Raw genomic sequence first — 17,133 nt, 5'->3', positions numbered from 1 at the left:
CGTCCCCGTCGATGTCATGACATGACACGACGGAGAAGGGGGTGCGTGTCGTGCGGCCGCGACGGCGCCGCCACGCCAGGCCCGGCGGCGCGCCGCGCTCCACGCCGGGCCCCGGCGGCGCGCAGCGGTCCACGCCAGGCGTCGGGGCGCTCGCGCAGCGGTCCGCGCCAGGCCCCGAGAGGCCTGCTCAGCCGTCTGCGCGAGGCGCCGTGGCTGCCGCTCAGCCTTCCATGATCGAGACGCGCTCGATCACGACCGGATCGACCGGCTCGGAGCCCTGCGGGTCGGTCTCCTTCAGCGGCAGCTGGTCGATCATGTCGACGACGTCGAGGCCGGAGACGACTCTGCCGAGCACCGCGTACTGCGGCGGCAGCTGGGCGTCCTCGCCGGTGACGATGAAGAACTGGCTGCCCGAGGTCCCGTCCGGCTCGGTCGCCGTCTTCGCCATCGCGACGACGCCGTGCGTGTATCTCGCCGATCTCGGCGGCTTCTCGGTGATCGTGTAGCCGGGGCCGCCGGTCCCGTTGCCGAGCGGATCGCCGCCCTGGATCACGAAGCCGGGGGCGATCCGGTGGAAGCTGAGATCGTCGTAGAACCCTCTTCTCGCGAGGGTCGCGAACGACGCGGTCGTGCGCGGCGAGTGCTCCGTGTCGAGCGCGATCGTGAACGAGCCGCAGTTGGTCGAGACGACCGCCTTCCACTCGACCCCCGGGGTCAGCGGTTGCGACGGCTTTCTCGCCGCCTGCTCGGTCTTGGCGCCCGGGGCGGCGACTCTCACGCAGCCGACCGCGGTCGGGGTCGTCGTCGCGTCGTCGTCGGAGCCGCATCCGGCGGCGAGCAGCGCCACCACGACGCCGGCGAGGGGGAGGGAGAAGGAGCGTCGCACGGCAGGGCAGGATAATGGGAGCCGCCGTGTCACCGCTCTCGCAGACCCTCACCCCGCTGCTGCGGGCCTACGACCACCTCCTGCTCGACCTCGACGGCTGCCTCTGGGTCGGCGGAGCGCCGACGCGTGAGGCGCCGCGCGCGCTGGAGGCGCTGCGGGCCGCCGGCAAGCGCGTCGCGTTCGTCACCAACGACACCCGCTCGACCGCCGAGGAGTACGTCCGCAAGCTGTGGTCGCTCGGCTTCCGCGCCTCGCTGGAGGAGGTCGTCACCGTCGGCGGCGCGCTCCAGCACCACCTCGCCGAGACCCACGGCGCGCGCCGCTCGACCGCATACGTGATCGGCACCGCCGCGATCCACCGTCACGTCGCCGACGCCGGCCTGCGCGTCGTCAACGGCACGCCGCACGCGCCGCACGCCGAGGTCGTCGTCGCCGCCGGCCACGACGACCTCCGCTTCGACGAGCTGCGCATCGCGACGCAGGCGCTGATCGGCGGCGCCGACTTCGTCGCCGCCGGCCGCGACCGCACCTTCCCGATGCCCGACGGCATGTGGCCCGGCACCGGCGCGCTGGTCGCCGCGCTCGAGCACGCCGCCGAGCGGAAGGCGCGCGCCGTCGGCAAGCCCGAGCCGGAGATCTTCCGCACCGCGCTCGACCGGCTCGGGGCCGAGCCGGACACGACGCTCGTCGTCGGCGACCGGCTCGACGCCGACCTCGCCGGCGCCCACGCCGCCGGACTCGACGGCGCGATCGTGCTCAGCGGCGCGACGACACGCGCGCAGGCAGACGCCGCCGACCCCGCGCCGGTCGCGATCGCCGCCGACCTCGCCGCGCTCGTGCTCGGCGACGGCCCGCCGACGATCCTCCCGCCGACCCCCGGGCCGCCGGTCCCGCCGCTGCCCCCAGCCGAGTGGAACCGCGCCGCCGGGTAGGGTTCCGCGTCGAGATGGACCGGGACGTCGCCCTGATCGTCAACCCGTCGGCCGGCGGAGGCCGTCTGCTGCGCCTGCTGCCGGGCGTCGAGAGATGGCTGCGCGCGCACCGGATCGGCTACCACGTCGAGCGCACGCGCGACCTCGACCACGCCCGCGAGCTGGCGCTCGCCGCGGCGCAGGCCGGCGAGGTCGCCTGCGCCTTCGGCGGCGACGGGATCGTCGGCGCCGTCGCGGGGGCGCTCGACGGCAGCGACGGCCTGCTCGCCGTCCTCCCGGGCGGCCGCGGCAACGACTTCGCCCGCGCACTGAAGATCCCGCATTCGCCGGTCGCCGCCTGCACCGTCTTCGAGCATCCGCGCGAGCGGCGGATCGACCTCGGCGCCGTCGGCGACAAGCGCTTCGTCGGGATCGCCAGCTGCGGCTTCGACTCCGACGCCAACCGGATCGCGAACGCGACCAGGATCCCGGGCGCGCCGGCCTACGCCTACGCGGCGCTGCGCGCGCTCGCGACGTGGAGAGCGGCGAGCTTCGAGGTCGAGATCGACGGCGCCGCGCGAACGTTCACCGGCTACAACGTCGCCTGCGCGAACGGCTCCGCGTACGGTGGAGGGATGTACCTCGCACCGGACGCGCAGCTCGACGACGGCCTCTTCGACGTCGTGACGATCACGCACGTCTCCCGCGCCCGCTTCGTCTCCCAGCTTCCGAAGGTCTTCCGCGGCACGCACGTCCGCAACCCGGAGGTCGACGTGCGCCGCGGCCGCGAGGTCACGATCAGCTGCGACCGCCCCTTCACCCTCTACGCCGACGGCGATCCGATCGGTGAGCTGCCAGCGACGGTCCGCACGGTCCCGGGTGCCGTGCGCATGCTCGTCCCGTGATGGCGGGCCGGACGCTCGGAGCGAAGATCGCCGTCGCCCGCGCCGTGGGGACGGTCGCGCGCCGCGCCGGCCGCGGCGGCGGCACCAGCCTGCCGGGCAAGGTGCTGATGCGCCTGGAGCCGCACGCGATCGGCGCGCTCGCCGGCCGCCTGCCGCAGGGATCGGTCGCGATCAGCGCCACCAACGGCAAGACGACGACCGCCGCGATGGTCGCCTCGATCCTCGAGCGGCGCGGCACGCGGCTCGTCCACAACCGCGCCGGCGCGAACATGGCCGGCGGGATCGCCTCGACGCTGCTCGGCGCCGCGAGAGGCGGCGGGATCGACGGCCAGCTTGGCCTGTTCGAGGTCGACGAGTTCTGGCTCGGGCAGCTGGTCGAGGAGCTGAAGCCGCGCAAGCTGCTGCTCGGCAACCTCTTCCGCGACCAGCTCGACCGCTACGGCGAGCTGGAGACGATCGCCGACCGCTGGGCCGAGATCGTCGCCCGCCACGGCGCCGCGACGCAGCTGGTGCTGAACGCCGACGACCCGCTCGTCGCCGACCTCGGCCGCGAGCAGCCGCGGGTCGTCTTCTTCGGCGTCGAGGACGACGCGATGGCGCTGCCGGAGATGCAGCACGCCTCCGACTCCAAGCACTGCCGCAGATGCGGTCACGCCTACGAGTACGACGCGGTCTACCTCGGCCACCTCGGCCACTACCACTGCCCGCGGTGCGGCCAGCGCCGCCCGCGCCCTGCCGTCGTCGCCGAGCGGGTCGAGCTGCGCGGCACGCGTGGCGCCGCCTTCGCGCTGCGGATCGCCGACGACGGGAACGGCGGCGGGGAGCAGGTGGCGACGGTCGAGCTGCCGCTGCCTGGCCTCTACAACGTCTACAACGCGCTCGGCGCCGCGGCGCTCTGCCATGCGCTCGGCGTCCCGTTCGCGGAGATCGTCGCCGGCCTGGAGCAGGTCGCCGCCGCCTTCGGCCGCGCCGAGACGATCTCGCTCGGCGAGCGCGACCTGTCGATCCTGCTGATCAAGAACCCGGCCGGCGCCAACGAGGTGCTGCGGACGCTCGCGCTCGAGCCCGAGCAGGTCGACGTGCTCGCCGTCCTGAACGACAACGTCGCCGACGGTCGCGACGTCTCGTGGGTGTGGGACGCCGACTTCGAGCTGCTCGCCGGGCGCGTGCGGCGCGTCACCTGCGCGGGCACGCGCGCAGCCGAGCTGGCGCTGCGGCTCAAGTACGCCGGCGTCGACCCCGAGCGGCTCGTCGTCGTGCCGGAGCTGGAGCGGGCGCTCGACGCCGCCCGCGCCGACGGCGACGGCACGCTGTTCGCGCTGCCCACCTACACCGCGCTGCTGGCGCTGCGCGAGCTGCTCGCCAGACGCGGGCTGGCGCCGGAGTACTGGCAGTGACCGCCGCCGACGCCCACGACGAGCCCGGCTGCGCCGCCGGCCCGGTGCTCTGGCACGACCTCGAGTGCGGGAGCTACGACGCCGACCTGGCGCTGTGGCGCGAGCTGGCGGCGGCCGAGGGCGACCCGGTGCTCGACCTCGGCGCCGGCACCGGCCGCGTCGCGCTCGACCTCGCGCGCGCCGGCCGCCGCGTCGTCGCGCTCGACCTCGAGCCGCGCTTCCTCGAGGAGCTGCGCGGGCGGGCGGAGCGGGCCGGCGCCGCGATCGCCGAGCGGATCGAGACGGTCGCCGCCGACGCGCGCGACTTCGCCTTCCCCGGCCGCGCCTTCCCGCTCGTGGTCGCGCCGATGCAGACCGTCCAGCTGCTCGGCGGCCGCGACGGCCGCGCGGGCTTCCTGCGCAGCGTCAAGGCCTGCCTGGCGCCGGGCGGCCTGCTCGCCTGCGCGCTCGCCGACGCGCTGGAGGGCTTCGACGCCGAGCACACCGAGCCGCCGCTCCCCGACATCGTCGAGCGCGACGGGTGGGTCTACGTCAGCCAGCCGGTCGCGGTGCGGCCGGGGCCCGCGGGGATCACGATCGAGCGGATCCGCCAGGTCGTATCGCCGAGCGGCCGCCGCAGCGCGGAGGGCGACGCGATCCACCTCGATACCCTCGACGGGGACGCGCTCGCCGCCGAGGCGGCCGCCGCCGGTCTGCGCGACGCGGGCCGCGGGCGGATCGGCGCGACCGAGGAGCACGTCGGCAGCGAGGTCGTCCTGCTCCGTGCCTGAGATGAGCGAACCAGCCCCCGCGCCCCAGACCACCGTGAGCGAGCCGGCCGCCACCCTGCGCGTCTGCGCGCTCTATCCCGACCTGATGAACATCTACGCCGACCGCGGCAACCTGCTGCTGCTGCGCCGGCGCTGCGAGTGGCGCGGGATCGGCTTCGAGCTGGTGCCGGTCGGGTTGGGGGAGGAGCTCGGCCGGGCGGGGGAGGAGTGCGACCTCTTCTACATCGGCGGCGGTCAGGACCGCGACCAGAAGCTGTGCGCGCTCGACCTCGCGCAGGTGAAGCGGGACGGGATCCACGCCGCCGTCGCGCGCGGCGCCGCGCTGCTCGCCGTCTGCGGCGGCTACCAGCTGCTCGGCCACTCCTACGAGCTCGGAGAGGAGACGCTGCCGGGCGTCGGCCTCGTCGACCTGGAGACCGTCCGCAGCGACGGCCCGCGGCTGATCGGCAACGTCGCGATCGAGGTCGACCTCGGCGACGGGCCGAGAGTGCTCGCAGGCTTCGAGAACCACGGCGGCCGCACCCATCTCGGGCCCGGCGAGCAGCCACTCGGCCGCGTCCTCAGAGGCCACGGCAACGACGGCAGAAGCGGGTTCGAGGGCGTCCGCCGCGGCAACGTGATCGGCACCTACCTGCACGGCCCGCTGCTGCCGAAGAACGCCTGGCTGGCCGACTGGCTGATCGCCAGAGCGCTCGGCCGCGACGAGCCGCTGGAGCCGCTCGACGACACCTTCGAGTCGGCGGCCCACGTCGAGGCCCGCCGCGCCGCGGGCGCCTAGAAGAGCCCGTCCTGTCTCGGCGCCGCCGGCGCCTGCGCGGCGTTGACGGCCGCGGCGAAGGCGGCGAGGTCGTCGGGCTCGGCCTCGTCGAGGCAGTGCGGCCCGTCGTAGCGGGCGTCGTTGACCGCTCTGGAGACGGCGCGGGCGTGCGTCTCGGCGGCCGGCAGCGGCGCCAGCAGCTGGTGGAGCCGCTCGACCGGGGTCTCCGGGTCGAGCCAGGTCTGCTCGTCGCCCGGCGCGAGGATCACCGGCATGCGCGGATGGATCCCGGCGATCTTGTCGTTCGCGTGCGTCGTGACGATCGTGCAGGTGCGCAGCCAGGCGGCGTCCTCGTCCTCGATCGTCGGGTCCTTCCAGCCGGTCCACAGACCGGCGAAGGCGAACGGGGCGCCGTCCTCGCGCGTGATGTGGAACGGCTGCTTCGCTCTGCCGGCTCTCTCCCACTCGTAGAAGCCGTCGGCGAGGATCAGGCAGCGCCGTCTGGCGAACGAGGTGCGGAAGGCCGGCTTCTCGGCGACCGTCTCCGCTCTCGCGTTGATCAGCCGGTAGCCGATCGACGGATCTCTCGCCCACGGCGGCACCAGGCCCCATCTGAGCATGCGGCCGGTCGGCGCGCCGTCGCGCACGCCGACCGTGACGACCTGGTCGCCGGGCGCGACGTTGAAGCGCTGTCTGATCTCGACGGCCGACTCGCCGAGCGGGAAGCGGTCCCGCAGCTCGTCGGCCGTCGTCGTCGCCAGCGTGAAGCGTCCGCACATCGTGCGAGCGCCTCCGTCGTCAGCCGGCGGCCTTCGCGCGTGCGCGCGCCTGCCGCCGTCGTCCGAGCAGCGCCATCACGCCGAGGATCACGATGATCAGGACGATGCCGAGCAGGAAGCCGCCGATCGTGCCGACGCCGCCGAACGGGAGCGCGACGAGCTTGGCGAGGCCGAAGCCGATCGCCAGCAGCACGACGAAGAGGCCGATGATGATCGCGTAGCCGCGCAGGCGGATCAGGATGCTCGACCCGGGCGGCGGCGCGAGCAGGCCCATGAACTGGAGGATCAGCAGCTGGCGGTTGCTCGGCGGTCTCTGGCCGAGCTTCTCGACGGCATCCTTGAGGTCGCCGGCGCGGCGCTCGGCGAGCGCGATCGAGGCGTCGGCCATGCGACGCAGCTGCAGCCGCTCCTGCGGCCGCGCGGCCGCTATCGCTCTGGAGTACCAGGCGCGGGTCGCCTTCGCGTCGTAGCGCTCCGCCGCGCGGGCGCCAAGGATCGCGTACGCGGCCGCCTTGAACTTCGTCTCGGCCGCGAGATCCTCGTCGCTGCGGCCCTCGAGCCGCTGCATCGCCTCGAGCGAGCCGCGCTGCTCCATTCTCATCGGACGCTGCTTCTGCTGCTTCGCCATATGCCGTCCAGTCTAGTGGGCGGCGCCGGCTCGGCGGCGCGTCACGCGGGGGTGGAGCGGGCCCGCGCGGCGGCGATCGGAGGCGCCTCCGGCGCCTTCGCGCCGCCCGACGGGTCCGACAGGGTCGCCGGCGGCTGCGGCACCGGGACGCTCGGGGTCGCCGAGCGGTTCGGCTTCGCCCTCGGCGGGGCGTTGCGGGCTGCCTTCGCGCCCGGCGGCTGGACGTAGATCCGCTGGTTCTTCAGGTATCCGCCGCCGATCTCCTTGCTCGCCGGCGGCGTGCGGTAGACGTCGACGTGGCGGCCGATGATCGCGCCGCCGACGTCGTCGGCGCTGAACCAGCCGCCGCCCGCGCTGGTGCGGTACGCGGCGATGTAGACCTTGCTGCCCATCGGGATCAGGTCGGGATCGACGGCGACCGAGCGGTAGTACTTCAGCGGCCGCGACGGGCCGGTGCCGAAGCTGACGCCTGGCAGCGGGCGGTATCTGACGCCGCGGCCGTTGGACCAGCCGCCGCCGTCGAGCGGGAAGGTGACCGAGCGGTTGCGCGCGGTCCAGTAGCCGCCGGCCCGCCAGAACGGGCTCCCGCCGCGCCAGCCCTTGGCGGTCGGGATGCTCGGCCGGCCGCGCTCGTTCACCCAGCCGCCGTTGCCGAGGCCTGCGATGTGGTAGCGGTTGCCGTCGAGGCCGATCCCGTCGCCCTCCATCGACATCCCCTTCGACGAGTACAGCCAGTCGATCCGCGACAGCCGCGAGAGGCCGGGCGTCTTGACCTTCTTGCCGATGAACCACCACTCGGGCGCGGGGTAGTACTCGGTCACGGTGACGCCTCTGAGCCAGCCGGCTCTGCGGATCGGCTTCGCGTGGGTCGCCGGGGCGACCGCCGCGGAGACCAGCAGGGCGGCGAGGCCGGCGAGAATCGATGTACGTCTCACGGTCACGGAATGCTTCAACACGGGAACGCGCCAAAAGCTGCGCGCCAGGCTACGCGATCCGGCCCGGCCCGTGGTCCCATGCAAGCGATCGACCGGTCGCGGCCGATCTGGAGCGGGCGTGCGGGCGAGCGGTCAGCTCGCCGACGGCTCGCCGCCGCAGCTGGCGCAGACGCCGTCGACGACGATCGCCGCGCGGCCGGGCGCGAAGCCGGTCTCGCGCGCCGCGTCGAGCACGCCGTCGAGCGACACCTCGTGGTCGAGGTCCTGCACGGCGCCGCACGAGCGGCAGATGAGGTGGTGGTGATCGACGGTGCGCGAGTCGAACAGGACCGCGCCGCCGCCGGAGTTGACCCGCCGCACGATGCCGAGCTGCTCGAACAGCTCCAGCGTCGCGTAGACGGTCGGCAGCGAGGTGCCGGGAAGCGTCTTGGTGACGGCGCCGAGGACCTCCTCAGCCGTGACGTGCTGGTCGCGCGAGCGCAGCATCCGGTTGATCACCAGCCGCTGCGAGGTGACGCGCTGCCCCCGGGCGCGCAGGCGCTCGATCAGGTCGCGGTCGACTGCGTCGGTGTCGGTCGTCACGCGGCCGATGATACCGCAGGACATTTAAGTCACTTGCGTTAGCGCCCCACCGGACGTCACCGCGCGCGCCCGCCGCCGCGCGCCCCCTCGCCCGCCGCGCCCGCGCCGCGCGCCCACCACGCCCGCCTCGTTCTGCATGGGCTTTCTGCATGTCGTGAGCACGTGCAGAAAGCCAATGCGGCCGCGAAGCGCCTCATTCGTGTGGGATTCCGGCGGCGCGGAGGGCCGCGGCGACGGCGGCGCGGCGCGGCGGTTCGCTGACCTCCCACCAGTCGAACCGGAGGACGCGCCAGCCGGCGGCCGCGAGCCGGTTGGACTTGCGCCGGTCGCGCTCGCGGGCGTCATCGGTCCAGTGATAGGCCGCGCCGTCGACCTCGACCGCGACCCGCTGCGCGGGCCACACGGCGTCGACCTCGGCCCCGTCGACCAGCATGTTCATCCGCGGCCGCGCGAGGCGGTGCTCGATCACGAGGTCGAGGAAGAGGTCCTCGGCCTCCGAGCGCGTCCGCTGCGGGCCGTGGCGGCGCAGCTCGGCGAGCGCCGCGGTCAGCGCGGCGTGGCCGCCGCCGCGCCGGCCGCGCGTCCGCTCCATCGCTGCCGCGAGCCGGTGCGCGTCGGCGGCTCGCATCCGCTCCGCCTCGGCGAGCGCCTTGCGCAGGCGGTGCGCCGGGACGACCTCGCCGAGGTCGACCAGCGTCCGCTCGACGGTCGTGACCGGGATGCCGGCGATGGCGGTCCGCTCGTCCGCCGGCAGCGCGCGCCGGTCGTGCGCGTCGATCCGGGCGGTGCTCGCCATCCGCCGCGGGCTCGTCACGTCGATCCGCGCCCGCTCCAAGGAGAGGAGGCCGTGCAGCGCCGCCGCGTCGCGGTGGCTCAAGGCCGCGTCGGGGCCGGCGGCGAGGACGGCGGCCGTCCAGAAGCCGAATCTCGCCAGCCGCCGGTGGCCGAGCGCGTAGACGCCGCGGTGGAGCGGCACGAGCTGCCCGCGCGCCAACCGCGTCTGGATCATCGTCGGCGTCAGCCCCGCATCGACGAGCTGCCGCCGGCTCACCACACCGTGCTGGCGATCTGCCAGCTCGGCGGCGGCGCAGTCGGGCGCATTGGCTTTCCGCACGTGCTCAGGACGTGCGGAAAGTCGATGCTCGGAGGGCGCGGCGGGCATGGCAGGGATCGTGCCATCGGCGCCTGCGCGGGCGGACACGCTGAGCGTGCCGCGTTAGCCTCCAGCGCCATGGAGATTCGCGCAGCAGTCCTGGAAGAGTTCGGCAAGCCGCTCGTGGTGCAGACGGTCGAGCTGACGGAGCCCGGTCCGGAGGAGGTGCTGGTGCGGCTGGTCGCCTGCGGCGTCTGCCACACCGACATGTACACCGCCTCCGGCGCGGATCCCTCCGGCTACGCGCCGTGCGTGCTCGGGCACGAGGGCGCGGGCGTCGTGGAGAAGGTCGGCGCCGACGTGACGCTCGTGAGACCGGGAGACCACGTCGTGACGCTCTTCTCGCCCCAGTGCGGCGAGTGCGTCCACTGCAAGAGCGACAAGACCAACCTCTGCATGAAGATCCGCGCGCAGCAGAACGCCGGCTACCTGCCCGACGGCACGACCCGGCTGAAGCGCGACGGCGAGGAGCTGCGCCACTTCATGGGCACCAGCACCTTCGCCGAGTACACGGTGATGCCGGAGATCGCGCTCGCGAAGATCGACCCGGAGGCGCCGCTGGAGGGCGCGGCGCTGTTCGCCTGCGGCCTCTCGACCGGCCTCGGCGCGGCGCTCAGAACGGCGCAGGTCGAGCCCGGCTCGACGGCGGTGGTCTTCGGCGCCGGCATGGTCGGCCTCGGCGCGGTCGCCGGCGCGCGGCTCGCCGGCGCGGAGCGGATCGTCTGCGTCGACCTCTCGCCCGAGCGGCTCGAGCTGGCCAGAGGCCAGGGCGCGACCGACCTGCTCGTCGGCGGCGACGACACCGTGCAGCGGATCCTCGACATGACCGACGGCTTCGGCGCCGACTACACCTTCGAGGCGACCGGCCTCGTCAGCGTGATGAGACAGGCGGTCGAGGCGGCGCGGATGGGCTGGGGCCTCTGCACGGTCGCCGGCGTCGCCGGAAAGGGCGAGCACCTCGAGGTGATCCCGCGCTGGCTGATCCAGGGACGCCGCATCGCCGGCTCCTCCTTCGGCGGCCTGAAGGGCCGCAGAGACGTGCCGGAGCTGATCGACCGCTGGATGGCCGGCGAGATCGACGTCGACCCCTTCATCTCCCACCGCATCACGCTCGACGAGGTCAACAAGGGCTTCGACCTGATGCACGCGCAGGACGGCATCCGCAGCGTGATCGAGTTCGCCTGAGCGGCGGGGGCGCGGGGCGGCCGTCAGGCCGCCCCGTACTGCTCCTCCGCGTATGCGATCAGGCCGCGCTGCTCCAACGCCGCGACCGGCGCCCGGAAGGTCACCTGCACGACGCCCGGGTGGCGGCCGATCTCGATCGCGCCGGTGATCGTCGCGCGGTTCATGATCTCCGGGACGGTCGCGCCGAGCAGCTCGGCGGCGCGCGCGAGGCCGTTGTCGGTCGCGCTGTTGAGGTCGGGGCCGGTCCCGATCACCGAGATCGGCAGCGACGCCTCCAGCTCGCTCACGCCGTGGCGGGCGCCGAGCGCCGCCGCCTTCGCCTTCTCCTCCGCCGTCAGCGGCTTGGCGAGGAACGGCAGGTCGTCGGCGACCGGCAGCAGGATCGGGCCGTCGATCGCCAGCCCCTTGATCACCTCGACCTGGAGCGTGACGGTGCCGGAGACGTCGGCGGTGTGGCCGGCGATCTCGCCGTCGCCCTGGAGCGCGTGCATGTCGCCCATGTAGACGCCGCCGCCCGGCACCTTCACCGGGCAGATCAGGATCGCGCCGGCGCGCACGGCGTCGACGTCGAGGTGGCCGTCGGTCTTGTGGCGCTGCAGCTCCTCGGCGCTGAGCGCGTACCTGTGCGGGGCGCCGATCAGGAAGGAGCCGAAGTCGCCGGCGTTGTGCGAGTCGGGGATCGTCGTCGAGGGCGTCGTGCCGAGCTGGCCCATGAACGGGCGCAGGCGCGTCGCGAGCGCGACGAGGTCGTGGGGCGCGAACGTCAGGATCGGGTTCTGCCGCGAGCCGTCCGGGAGTCCGGCGGCGCGGGCGGCGTCGCGCGCGAAGCCCTCGGCCGTCTCCCGCGGCACCGTCACGCCGACGGTGTGCTGCTCGTCGAACGCGATCGTGTAGCCGTTGGTGAAGGTGAACGGCGTCGCGTCGGCGCCGCATCTGGCGCAGCGGACCGACGTCTCGCCGATCCCGTCGACGCGCGTGGCTGGCCACTCGTCGCCGCAGCCGGGGCAGACCGCGGCGCAGTACGGATCGCCGTTGAAGCGGCCCTCCATCGCCTGGTCGTTGCCGGAGGAGGTCGCGATCGAGGTGACGGAGATGTCCTTGATGCGGATCGCGATCGCGTCGCCGACCTCGGCGCCGGCGACCGCGACCGGCCGCGCGACCTCGTGGCCGCCGCGGATCGCGGGCGTGATCATCGGCCCCCAGCAGCCGGGCGCCGTGTTGACGACGATGTGGCCGCCGTCGGCGACCGGGCCGAGCATCGGCACCTCGGGGCCGAGCAGCCCGTCGGTGAAGGTGTCGACGAAGACGGTGCGATGGGGTGCGGCGGTGGCGGGTTCGACAGCCATCTGGATCAGCCTCCTGAGACGGGGAGCAGCAGAGCGACCTCGTCGCCGTCGGCGAGCGCGTCGGCGGCCGTCACGTGGCTGCCGGCGCGCACCGGCAGCGCCGACGCGAGCGCCGGCGCCAGCTCCGGCTGCTCGGCGCCGAGCCGCGACCGCAGCTCGGCGACCGTCGCGCCGTCGGGGAGGTCGAGCGTGAGCAGCGGCGCCGCTGCGAGACGGGCCAGTCCAGCGCCGAGGCGGACCTTCACACGCATGACCTCACGTTACCGGTGACCGGAAAGCGGGCTGCTGGGAGGCGCGCGCCTCAGCGGTCGATCGTCGACATGTCGGGGTAGCGCTCGCCGGCGGCGGCGCCGACGGGCGCCGCGGCGTCGATGCGGGCGAGATCGTCGGCGCTGAGCGAGATCGCCGCGGCGGCGACGTTCTCCTCCAGGTATCTGCGCCGCTTCGTGCCCGGGATCGGGACGACGTCCTTGCCCTGCGCCAGCACCCACGCGAGCGCCAGCTGGCCGGGCGTGACCTGCTTCTCGGAGGCGATCGCGCGGATCCGCTCGACGAGCGCGAGGTTGCGCTCCAGCGCCTCGCCGGCGAAGCGCGGGTTGGCGCGGCGGAAGTCGCCGGCGTCGAGCTGGTCGGCCGGCGATCTGATCGTGCCGGTGAGGAAGCCGCGGCCGAGCGGGGAGTAGGGGACGAGGCCGATCCCCAGCTCGCGCAGCGTCGGCAGGATCTCCGCCTCGACGTCGCGTGTCCACAGCGAGTACTCGGTCTGCAGCGCGCTGATCGGGTGGACGGCGTGGGCGCGGCGGATCGTCGCGGGGGAGGCCTCGCTGAGGCCGAGGTAGCGGACCTTGCCGGCCTCCACCAGCTCGGCCATCGCGCCGACCGTCTCCTCGATCGGCGTGTCGAAGTCGACGCGGTGCTGGTAGTAGAGGTCGATGTGGTCGACGCCGAGCCGTCTCAGCGACGCGTCGCAGGCGGAGCGGACGTAGTCGGGCGAGCCCTCGACGGTGCGCGTGCCGTCGTCGTGCAGGACGTTGCCGAACTTCGTCGCCAGCACGACCTGGTCGCGGCGGTCGGCGATCGCTCTGCCGACCAGCCGCTCGTTGGTGTGCGGACCGTACATGTCGGCGGTGTCGAGCAGGGCGACGCCGAGCTCGAGCGCGCGGTGGATCGTCGCGATCCCCTCGTCCTCGTCGGTCGCCCCGTAGAAGGCCGACATCCCCATGCAGCCGAGCCCCTCCTTGGACACGACCAGCCCCTGCGTTCCGAGTCTGCGCTGCTCCAGTGACATGGCGATCCTTTCGCGTCGAGGCCCTCATCGCAGGGTAGACCCACCGGCAGCGTGGCAGCGACCGACTCACCGCCGCCGACTCCGCCGCCGGACCCCTCCGATCGGGAGCGCGACCGGGTTCACCAAGAGCGGCGCGCGATCTGGCTGCTGGGGCTGCCGACGTTCGGGCTGGCGCTGTCGATCACGGTCGTCACGACGTACCTGCCGCTGGTCGCGCAGGAGTTCACCGACAGCTCGCTGGTCGTCGGCGTCCTGATCGGCAGCGAGGGGCTGCTGGCGCTCGTCCTCCCGCTCGTCGTCGGGACCTGGTCGGACCAGCTGAGATCGCCGATCGGCGGGCGCCTGCCGTTCCTGATCGTCGCGACGCCGCCGCTGGTCGTCGCGCTCGCGCTGCTCGGCTTCGCCGGCGGCCTGGTGATCGCGCTCGGCCTGGTGCTGATCTTCTTCGCCGCCTACTTCGTCGCGTACGAGCCCTACCGCGCGCTCTACCCCGACCTCGTCTCCGACGAGCGCGCCGGACGCTCGCAGAGCGTCCAGGCGATCTGGCGCGGCGCGGCGACCGGCCTTGCGCTCGTCGCCGGCGGCCTGCTGTTCGACCTCTCGCCGTGGGTCCCGTTCGTCGTCGCGGCGGTCGTGACGCTGGCGGTGATGGTGCTCTTCATCCACCGGATGGTCCCCACCCCCGGCCGCAGATGGCAGGAGCCCGAGCACCCGAAGCCGCTCGGCGCCGCCGTGCGCGAGCTGCGGATGCTGGTGGAGGGGCGGCCCGGCCTGCAGGCCTACCTCGCCGCCAACGCGCTGTGGGAGGCGTCGCTCGGCGCGCTGAAGACCTTCGTGCTGTTGTACGTGACGATCGGGCTCGGGATCGAGGTCGGCAGCGCCGCGCTGATCGTCGGCGGCGCCGCCTGCTTCGTGCTCGGCGGGGCGGTCGTCAGCGGGATGCTCGCCGACCGCTACGGGCAGCTGCGCGTGCTGCAGGTCACGCTGATCGTCTACGGGCTCGGCCTGCTGGTGCCGGCGGTGACGACGGAGACGCTGCCGCTCGCGCTGATCGCGCCGGTCGCGGCGTTCGGCGGCGGCACGCTGATGACGCTGCCCTACGCGCTGCTGATGCCGCACATGCCGAGCGGCTCGCACGGCGCGCTGACCGGCTTCTACAGCCTCAGCCGCGGGATCGGCACGATGCTCGGCCCGCTGCTGACCGGGGCCGCCGTCGACGTCTTCGCCGGTCCCTTCGACGAGACCGAGGGCTACCAGGCGATGTGGATCATCTGCGGCGGGACGGTGCTCGCGAGCCTCTGGTTCGTGCGCACGATGAAGGCCGTCTACGAGCCGTCGTCGCTCAACGACGCGTCGTAGCGCGAGGCGACCCGTCGCGATGGACGCCAACCGGTGGCGAACGGGTACCAACGTGACGATGAGCACGAGCGAGATGGCGCCGGGGTCGGGCGGCGGCGCGGGCGCGCAGGCGCCGCCGCAGGTCTCCCACGGCCGCGTGCTGGCGATCTTCGGCGGGCTGATGCTCGCGATGCTGCTGGCCGCGCTGGACCAGACGATCGTCGCCACCGCGCTGCCGACGATCGTCGGCGACCTCGGCGGGCTGGAGCACATCTCGTGGGTGACGACCGCCTACCTGCTCGCCTCGACCGCCTCGACGCCGCTGTACGGGAAGCTCGGCGACCTGTACGGGCGCAAGCGCGTCTTCCAGGTCTCGATCGTCATATTCCTCGTCGGCTCGGCGCTGTGCGGGCTGAGCCAGTCGATGCTGGAGCTGATCCTCTTCCGCGCGCTGCAGGGGATCGGCGGCGGCGGCCTGATCGTCGGCGCGCAGGCGATCATCGGCGACGTCGTCTCCCCGCGCGAGCGCGGCCGCTACCAGGGCTTCTTCGGCGCCGTCTTCGGCGTCGCGTCGGTCGCCGGGCCGCTGCTCGGCGGCTTCTTCGTCGAGCACCTCTCGTGGGAGTGGATCTTCTACATCAACCTGCCGATCGGGGCCGTGGCGCTGGTCGTGATCGCCGCGGTGCTGCCGGCCAGCGACATCCGCAGACAGCATGCGGTCGACTGGCTCGGGACGGCGCTGATGGCGACCGGCGTCAGCTGCCTGATCCTCTTCCTCAGCCTTGGCGGCACGACGCAGCCGTGGGGCTCGCCGCAGTCGCTGGCGCTGGCGGCCGGCGGCGTCGTGCTGACGTCGCTGTTCGTGCTCGCCGAGCGGCGCGCCGCCGAGCCGATCCTGCCGCTGCGGCTGTTCTCCAACCGCGTCTTCGCGGTCACGAGCGGGATCGGCTTCATCGTCGGCTTCGGGATGTTCGGCGCGATCACCTTCCTGCCGCTCTTCCTGCAGGTCGTCAACGGCGCGAGCGCGACCGACTCCGGCCTGCAGCTGCTGCCGCTCATGGCGGGCGTCCTGCTGACCTCGATCGCCAGCGGCCAGATCATCGCCCGCACCGGCAGGTACAAGCGCTACCCGATCGCCGGGACGTTCACGATGGCGATCGGCTTCGCGCTGCTGGCGCAGATGGACGCCGCGACCACCACCCTGCAGCGCTCGCTGTCGATGCTCGTGCTGGGCCTCGGCCTCGGCCTGACGATGCAGGTGCTCGTGCTCGCGGTGCAGAACGCCGTCGAGTACAGAGACCTCGGGACCGCCACCTCCGGCGCGACCTTCTTCCGCTCGATCGGCGGCTCCTTCGGCGTCGCGATCTTCGGCGCGATCTTCTCCAACCGGCTGACCGACACGCTCGCCGACCAGTTCCCCGGCGGGCTGCCCGCGGCGCTGGCCGGGGCCGGCGGCGGCCACGGCGGCGGCGTCGACCCGGCCGCGATCCAGCAGCTGCCGGGCGCGGCCCGCACCGGCTTCGTCGACGCCTACGCGGAGGCGCTGCAGACCGTCTTCTGGATCGCCGTGCCGATCGCGCTGCTCGCCTTCGCGCTGACGTGGCTGCTGCGCGAGGTGCCGCTGCGCAGAACGGTCGAGTCGAGCGGCCTGGGGGAGAGCTTCGCGGTCCCGAAGCCCGACGCCTCCTACGACGAGATCGCGCGCGCGGTCAGCGTGCTGGCGCGGCGCGACACGCGCCGCCGCATCTACGAGCGGCTGGCGGCGCGGGCCGGCGTCGAGTTGTCGCCCGCGGCCGTCTGGCTGCTGGCGCGGGTCTCCGAGCTGGCGCCGGTGACGCTGGAGGAGCTCTCGGAGCAGACCGGCGTCCCGCGAGCGCGGCTGAGAATCCCGCTCGGCGAGCTGGTGATGGAGCGGCTGGTCGACGCCTGCGACGTCGGCGGCGGCCCGCTCGCCGCCGACGCCGGCGACCCCGGCTGGGCGCCCGACGGCGTCGGCCCGGAGGCGGCCGCCGCCGGCGAGGTGCCGTTCGTGCTGACGCCGGCAGGCGTCGCCGTCCGCGACCGCCTCCTCGCCGCCCGCCGCGACCGCCTGGAGGAGCTGCTCGACGGCTGGTCGCCCGCGCAGCACGAGGAGCTGGCGGCGATGCTGACGAGACTGGCGCGCGCGCTGAGCGACGATCCCGGCGGCGGGCCGCCGCCGGCCCAGGCGGTGCCGCACCGCCCGCCGGGCACGACCGGCACGCGGTAACGGCGCGGCGTGGCGCGCGGCGCGG

At 73.9% G+C, this 17,133-nt stretch carries 17 protein-coding genes; 8 read left to right on the top strand and 9 right to left on the bottom strand.

The features are described from left to right. Nucleotides 1-220: 220 nt before the first annotated feature. Complete coding sequence (locus BDZ31_RS15470) at nt 221-886, bottom strand: peptidylprolyl isomerase (RefSeq protein WP_183343242.1); 666 nt, start codon at nt 884-886, stop codon at nt 221-223. A gap of 26 nt (nt 887-912) precedes the next feature. Here BDZ31_RS15470 and BDZ31_RS15465 point away from each other — a divergent pair, with 26 nt between their 5' ends. From BDZ31_RS15465 to BDZ31_RS15445, 5 genes are read left to right on the top strand one after another with little or no spacing between them, the layout of a single operon-like run. Further along, nucleotides 913-1,818 carry an HAD-IIA family hydrolase gene (locus tag BDZ31_RS15465; RefSeq protein WP_183343241.1) on the top strand — a complete coding sequence of 302 codons (906 nt, stop codon included), beginning with the start codon at nt 913-915 and terminating at the stop codon, nt 1,816-1,818. Nucleotides 1,819-1,832: 14 nt separating this feature from the next. After that, on the top strand, nt 1,833-2,702 hold the full coding sequence (locus tag BDZ31_RS15460; protein WP_183343240.1) for a diacylglycerol/lipid kinase family protein: 870 nt from the start codon (nt 1,833-1,835) through the stop codon (nt 2,700-2,702). Continuing rightward, nucleotides 2,702-4,099: a Mur ligase family protein gene (locus BDZ31_RS15455; protein ID WP_183343239.1), complete on the top strand. Its 1,398-nt coding sequence runs from the start codon at nt 2,702-2,704 to the stop codon at nt 4,097-4,099. Before BDZ31_RS15460 ends, BDZ31_RS15455 begins: the two co-directional genes overlap by 1 nt. After that, complete coding sequence (locus BDZ31_RS15450) at nt 4,096-4,869, top strand: methyltransferase domain-containing protein (RefSeq protein WP_183343238.1); 774 nt, start codon at nt 4,096-4,098, stop codon at nt 4,867-4,869. Before BDZ31_RS15455 ends, BDZ31_RS15450 begins: the two co-directional genes overlap by 4 nt. Before the next feature lies 1 nt (nt 4,870). Next, nucleotides 4,871-5,647: a type 1 glutamine amidotransferase gene (locus tag BDZ31_RS15445; RefSeq protein WP_183343237.1), complete on the top strand. Its 777-nt coding sequence runs from the start codon at nt 4,871-4,873 to the stop codon at nt 5,645-5,647. On the opposite strand, the gene BDZ31_RS15440 is transcribed toward BDZ31_RS15445, so the two are convergent. The 5 genes from BDZ31_RS15440 to BDZ31_RS15420 form a co-directional block, all read right to left on the bottom strand. Then, entirely contained in the window at nt 5,644-6,405 is a 762-nt protein-coding gene (locus tag BDZ31_RS15440; RefSeq protein ID WP_183343236.1) for an SOS response-associated peptidase, read from the bottom strand. The genes BDZ31_RS15445 and BDZ31_RS15440 overlap by 4 nt on opposite strands. Before the next feature lie 19 nt (nt 6,406-6,424). Further along, complete coding sequence (locus BDZ31_RS15435) at nt 6,425-7,033, bottom strand: NfeD family protein (RefSeq protein ID WP_183343235.1); 609 nt, start codon at nt 7,031-7,033, stop codon at nt 6,425-6,427. 41 nt (nt 7,034-7,074) lie between these two features. Further along, nucleotides 7,075-7,968 (bottom strand): 3D domain-containing protein, encoded by an 894-nt coding sequence (locus BDZ31_RS25565; protein WP_221243093.1) that lies wholly within the window; start codon nt 7,966-7,968, stop codon nt 7,075-7,077. Nucleotides 7,969-8,100: 132 nt separating this feature from the next. Beyond that, nucleotides 8,101-8,550, bottom strand: a complete 450-nt coding sequence (locus BDZ31_RS15425) for a transcriptional repressor (RefSeq protein WP_183343234.1) — start codon at nt 8,548-8,550, stop codon at nt 8,101-8,103. A 193-nt stretch (nt 8,551-8,743) separates the two neighbouring features. Continuing rightward, nucleotides 8,744-9,664, bottom strand: a complete 921-nt coding sequence (locus BDZ31_RS15420) for a type IV toxin-antitoxin system AbiEi family antitoxin domain-containing protein (protein WP_343075599.1) — start codon at nt 9,662-9,664, stop codon at nt 8,744-8,746. Between the two features lie 117 nt (nt 9,665-9,781). Here BDZ31_RS15420 and BDZ31_RS15415 point away from each other — a divergent pair, with 117 nt between their 5' ends. Beyond that, nucleotides 9,782-10,888, top strand: a complete 1,107-nt coding sequence (locus tag BDZ31_RS15415) for an alcohol dehydrogenase catalytic domain-containing protein (RefSeq protein ID WP_183343232.1) — start codon at nt 9,782-9,784, stop codon at nt 10,886-10,888. Between the two features lie 23 nt (nt 10,889-10,911). Here the strand turns inward: BDZ31_RS15415 and BDZ31_RS15410 are convergent, their stop codons facing one another. Genes BDZ31_RS15410 through BDZ31_RS15400 form a run of 3 tightly spaced genes read right to left on the bottom strand, consistent with a single transcriptional unit; the run spans nt 10,912 to nt 13,522 of the window. After that, the gene (locus BDZ31_RS15410; RefSeq protein WP_183343231.1) at nt 10,912-12,234 is read right to left on the bottom strand and encodes an acetamidase/formamidase family protein; all 1,323 of its coding nucleotides are present in this window, start codon (nt 12,232-12,234) and stop codon (nt 10,912-10,914) included. A gap of 5 nt (nt 12,235-12,239) precedes the next feature. After that, nucleotides 12,240-12,485: a MoaD/ThiS family protein gene (locus BDZ31_RS15405; RefSeq protein WP_183343230.1), complete on the bottom strand. Its 246-nt coding sequence runs from the start codon at nt 12,483-12,485 to the stop codon at nt 12,240-12,242. A gap of 50 nt (nt 12,486-12,535) precedes the next feature. After that, nucleotides 12,536-13,522, bottom strand: a complete 987-nt coding sequence (locus BDZ31_RS15400) for an aldo/keto reductase (RefSeq protein WP_183343229.1) — start codon at nt 13,520-13,522, stop codon at nt 12,536-12,538. 51 nt (nt 13,523-13,573) lie between these two features. Between BDZ31_RS15400 and BDZ31_RS15395 the strand changes: the two genes are divergently transcribed. Then, nucleotides 13,574-14,881: an MFS transporter gene (locus BDZ31_RS15395; RefSeq protein WP_183343228.1), complete on the top strand. Its 1,308-nt coding sequence runs from the start codon at nt 13,574-13,576 to the stop codon at nt 14,879-14,881. A 58-nt stretch (nt 14,882-14,939) separates the two neighbouring features. Further along, nucleotides 14,940-17,108 carry an MFS transporter gene (locus BDZ31_RS15390; protein WP_183343227.1) on the top strand — a complete coding sequence of 723 codons (2,169 nt, stop codon included), beginning with the start codon at nt 14,940-14,942 and terminating at the stop codon, nt 17,106-17,108. Nucleotides 17,109-17,133 lie beyond the last annotated feature (25 nt).

The organism is Conexibacter arvalis, from assembly GCF_014199525.1.
GTDB lineage: Bacteria > Actinomycetota > Thermoleophilia > Solirubrobacterales > Solirubrobacteraceae > Conexibacter > Conexibacter arvalis.
The sequence above is the reverse complement of the archived record's forward strand: the minus strand, read 5'-3'. Positions and strand labels throughout refer to the sequence as shown.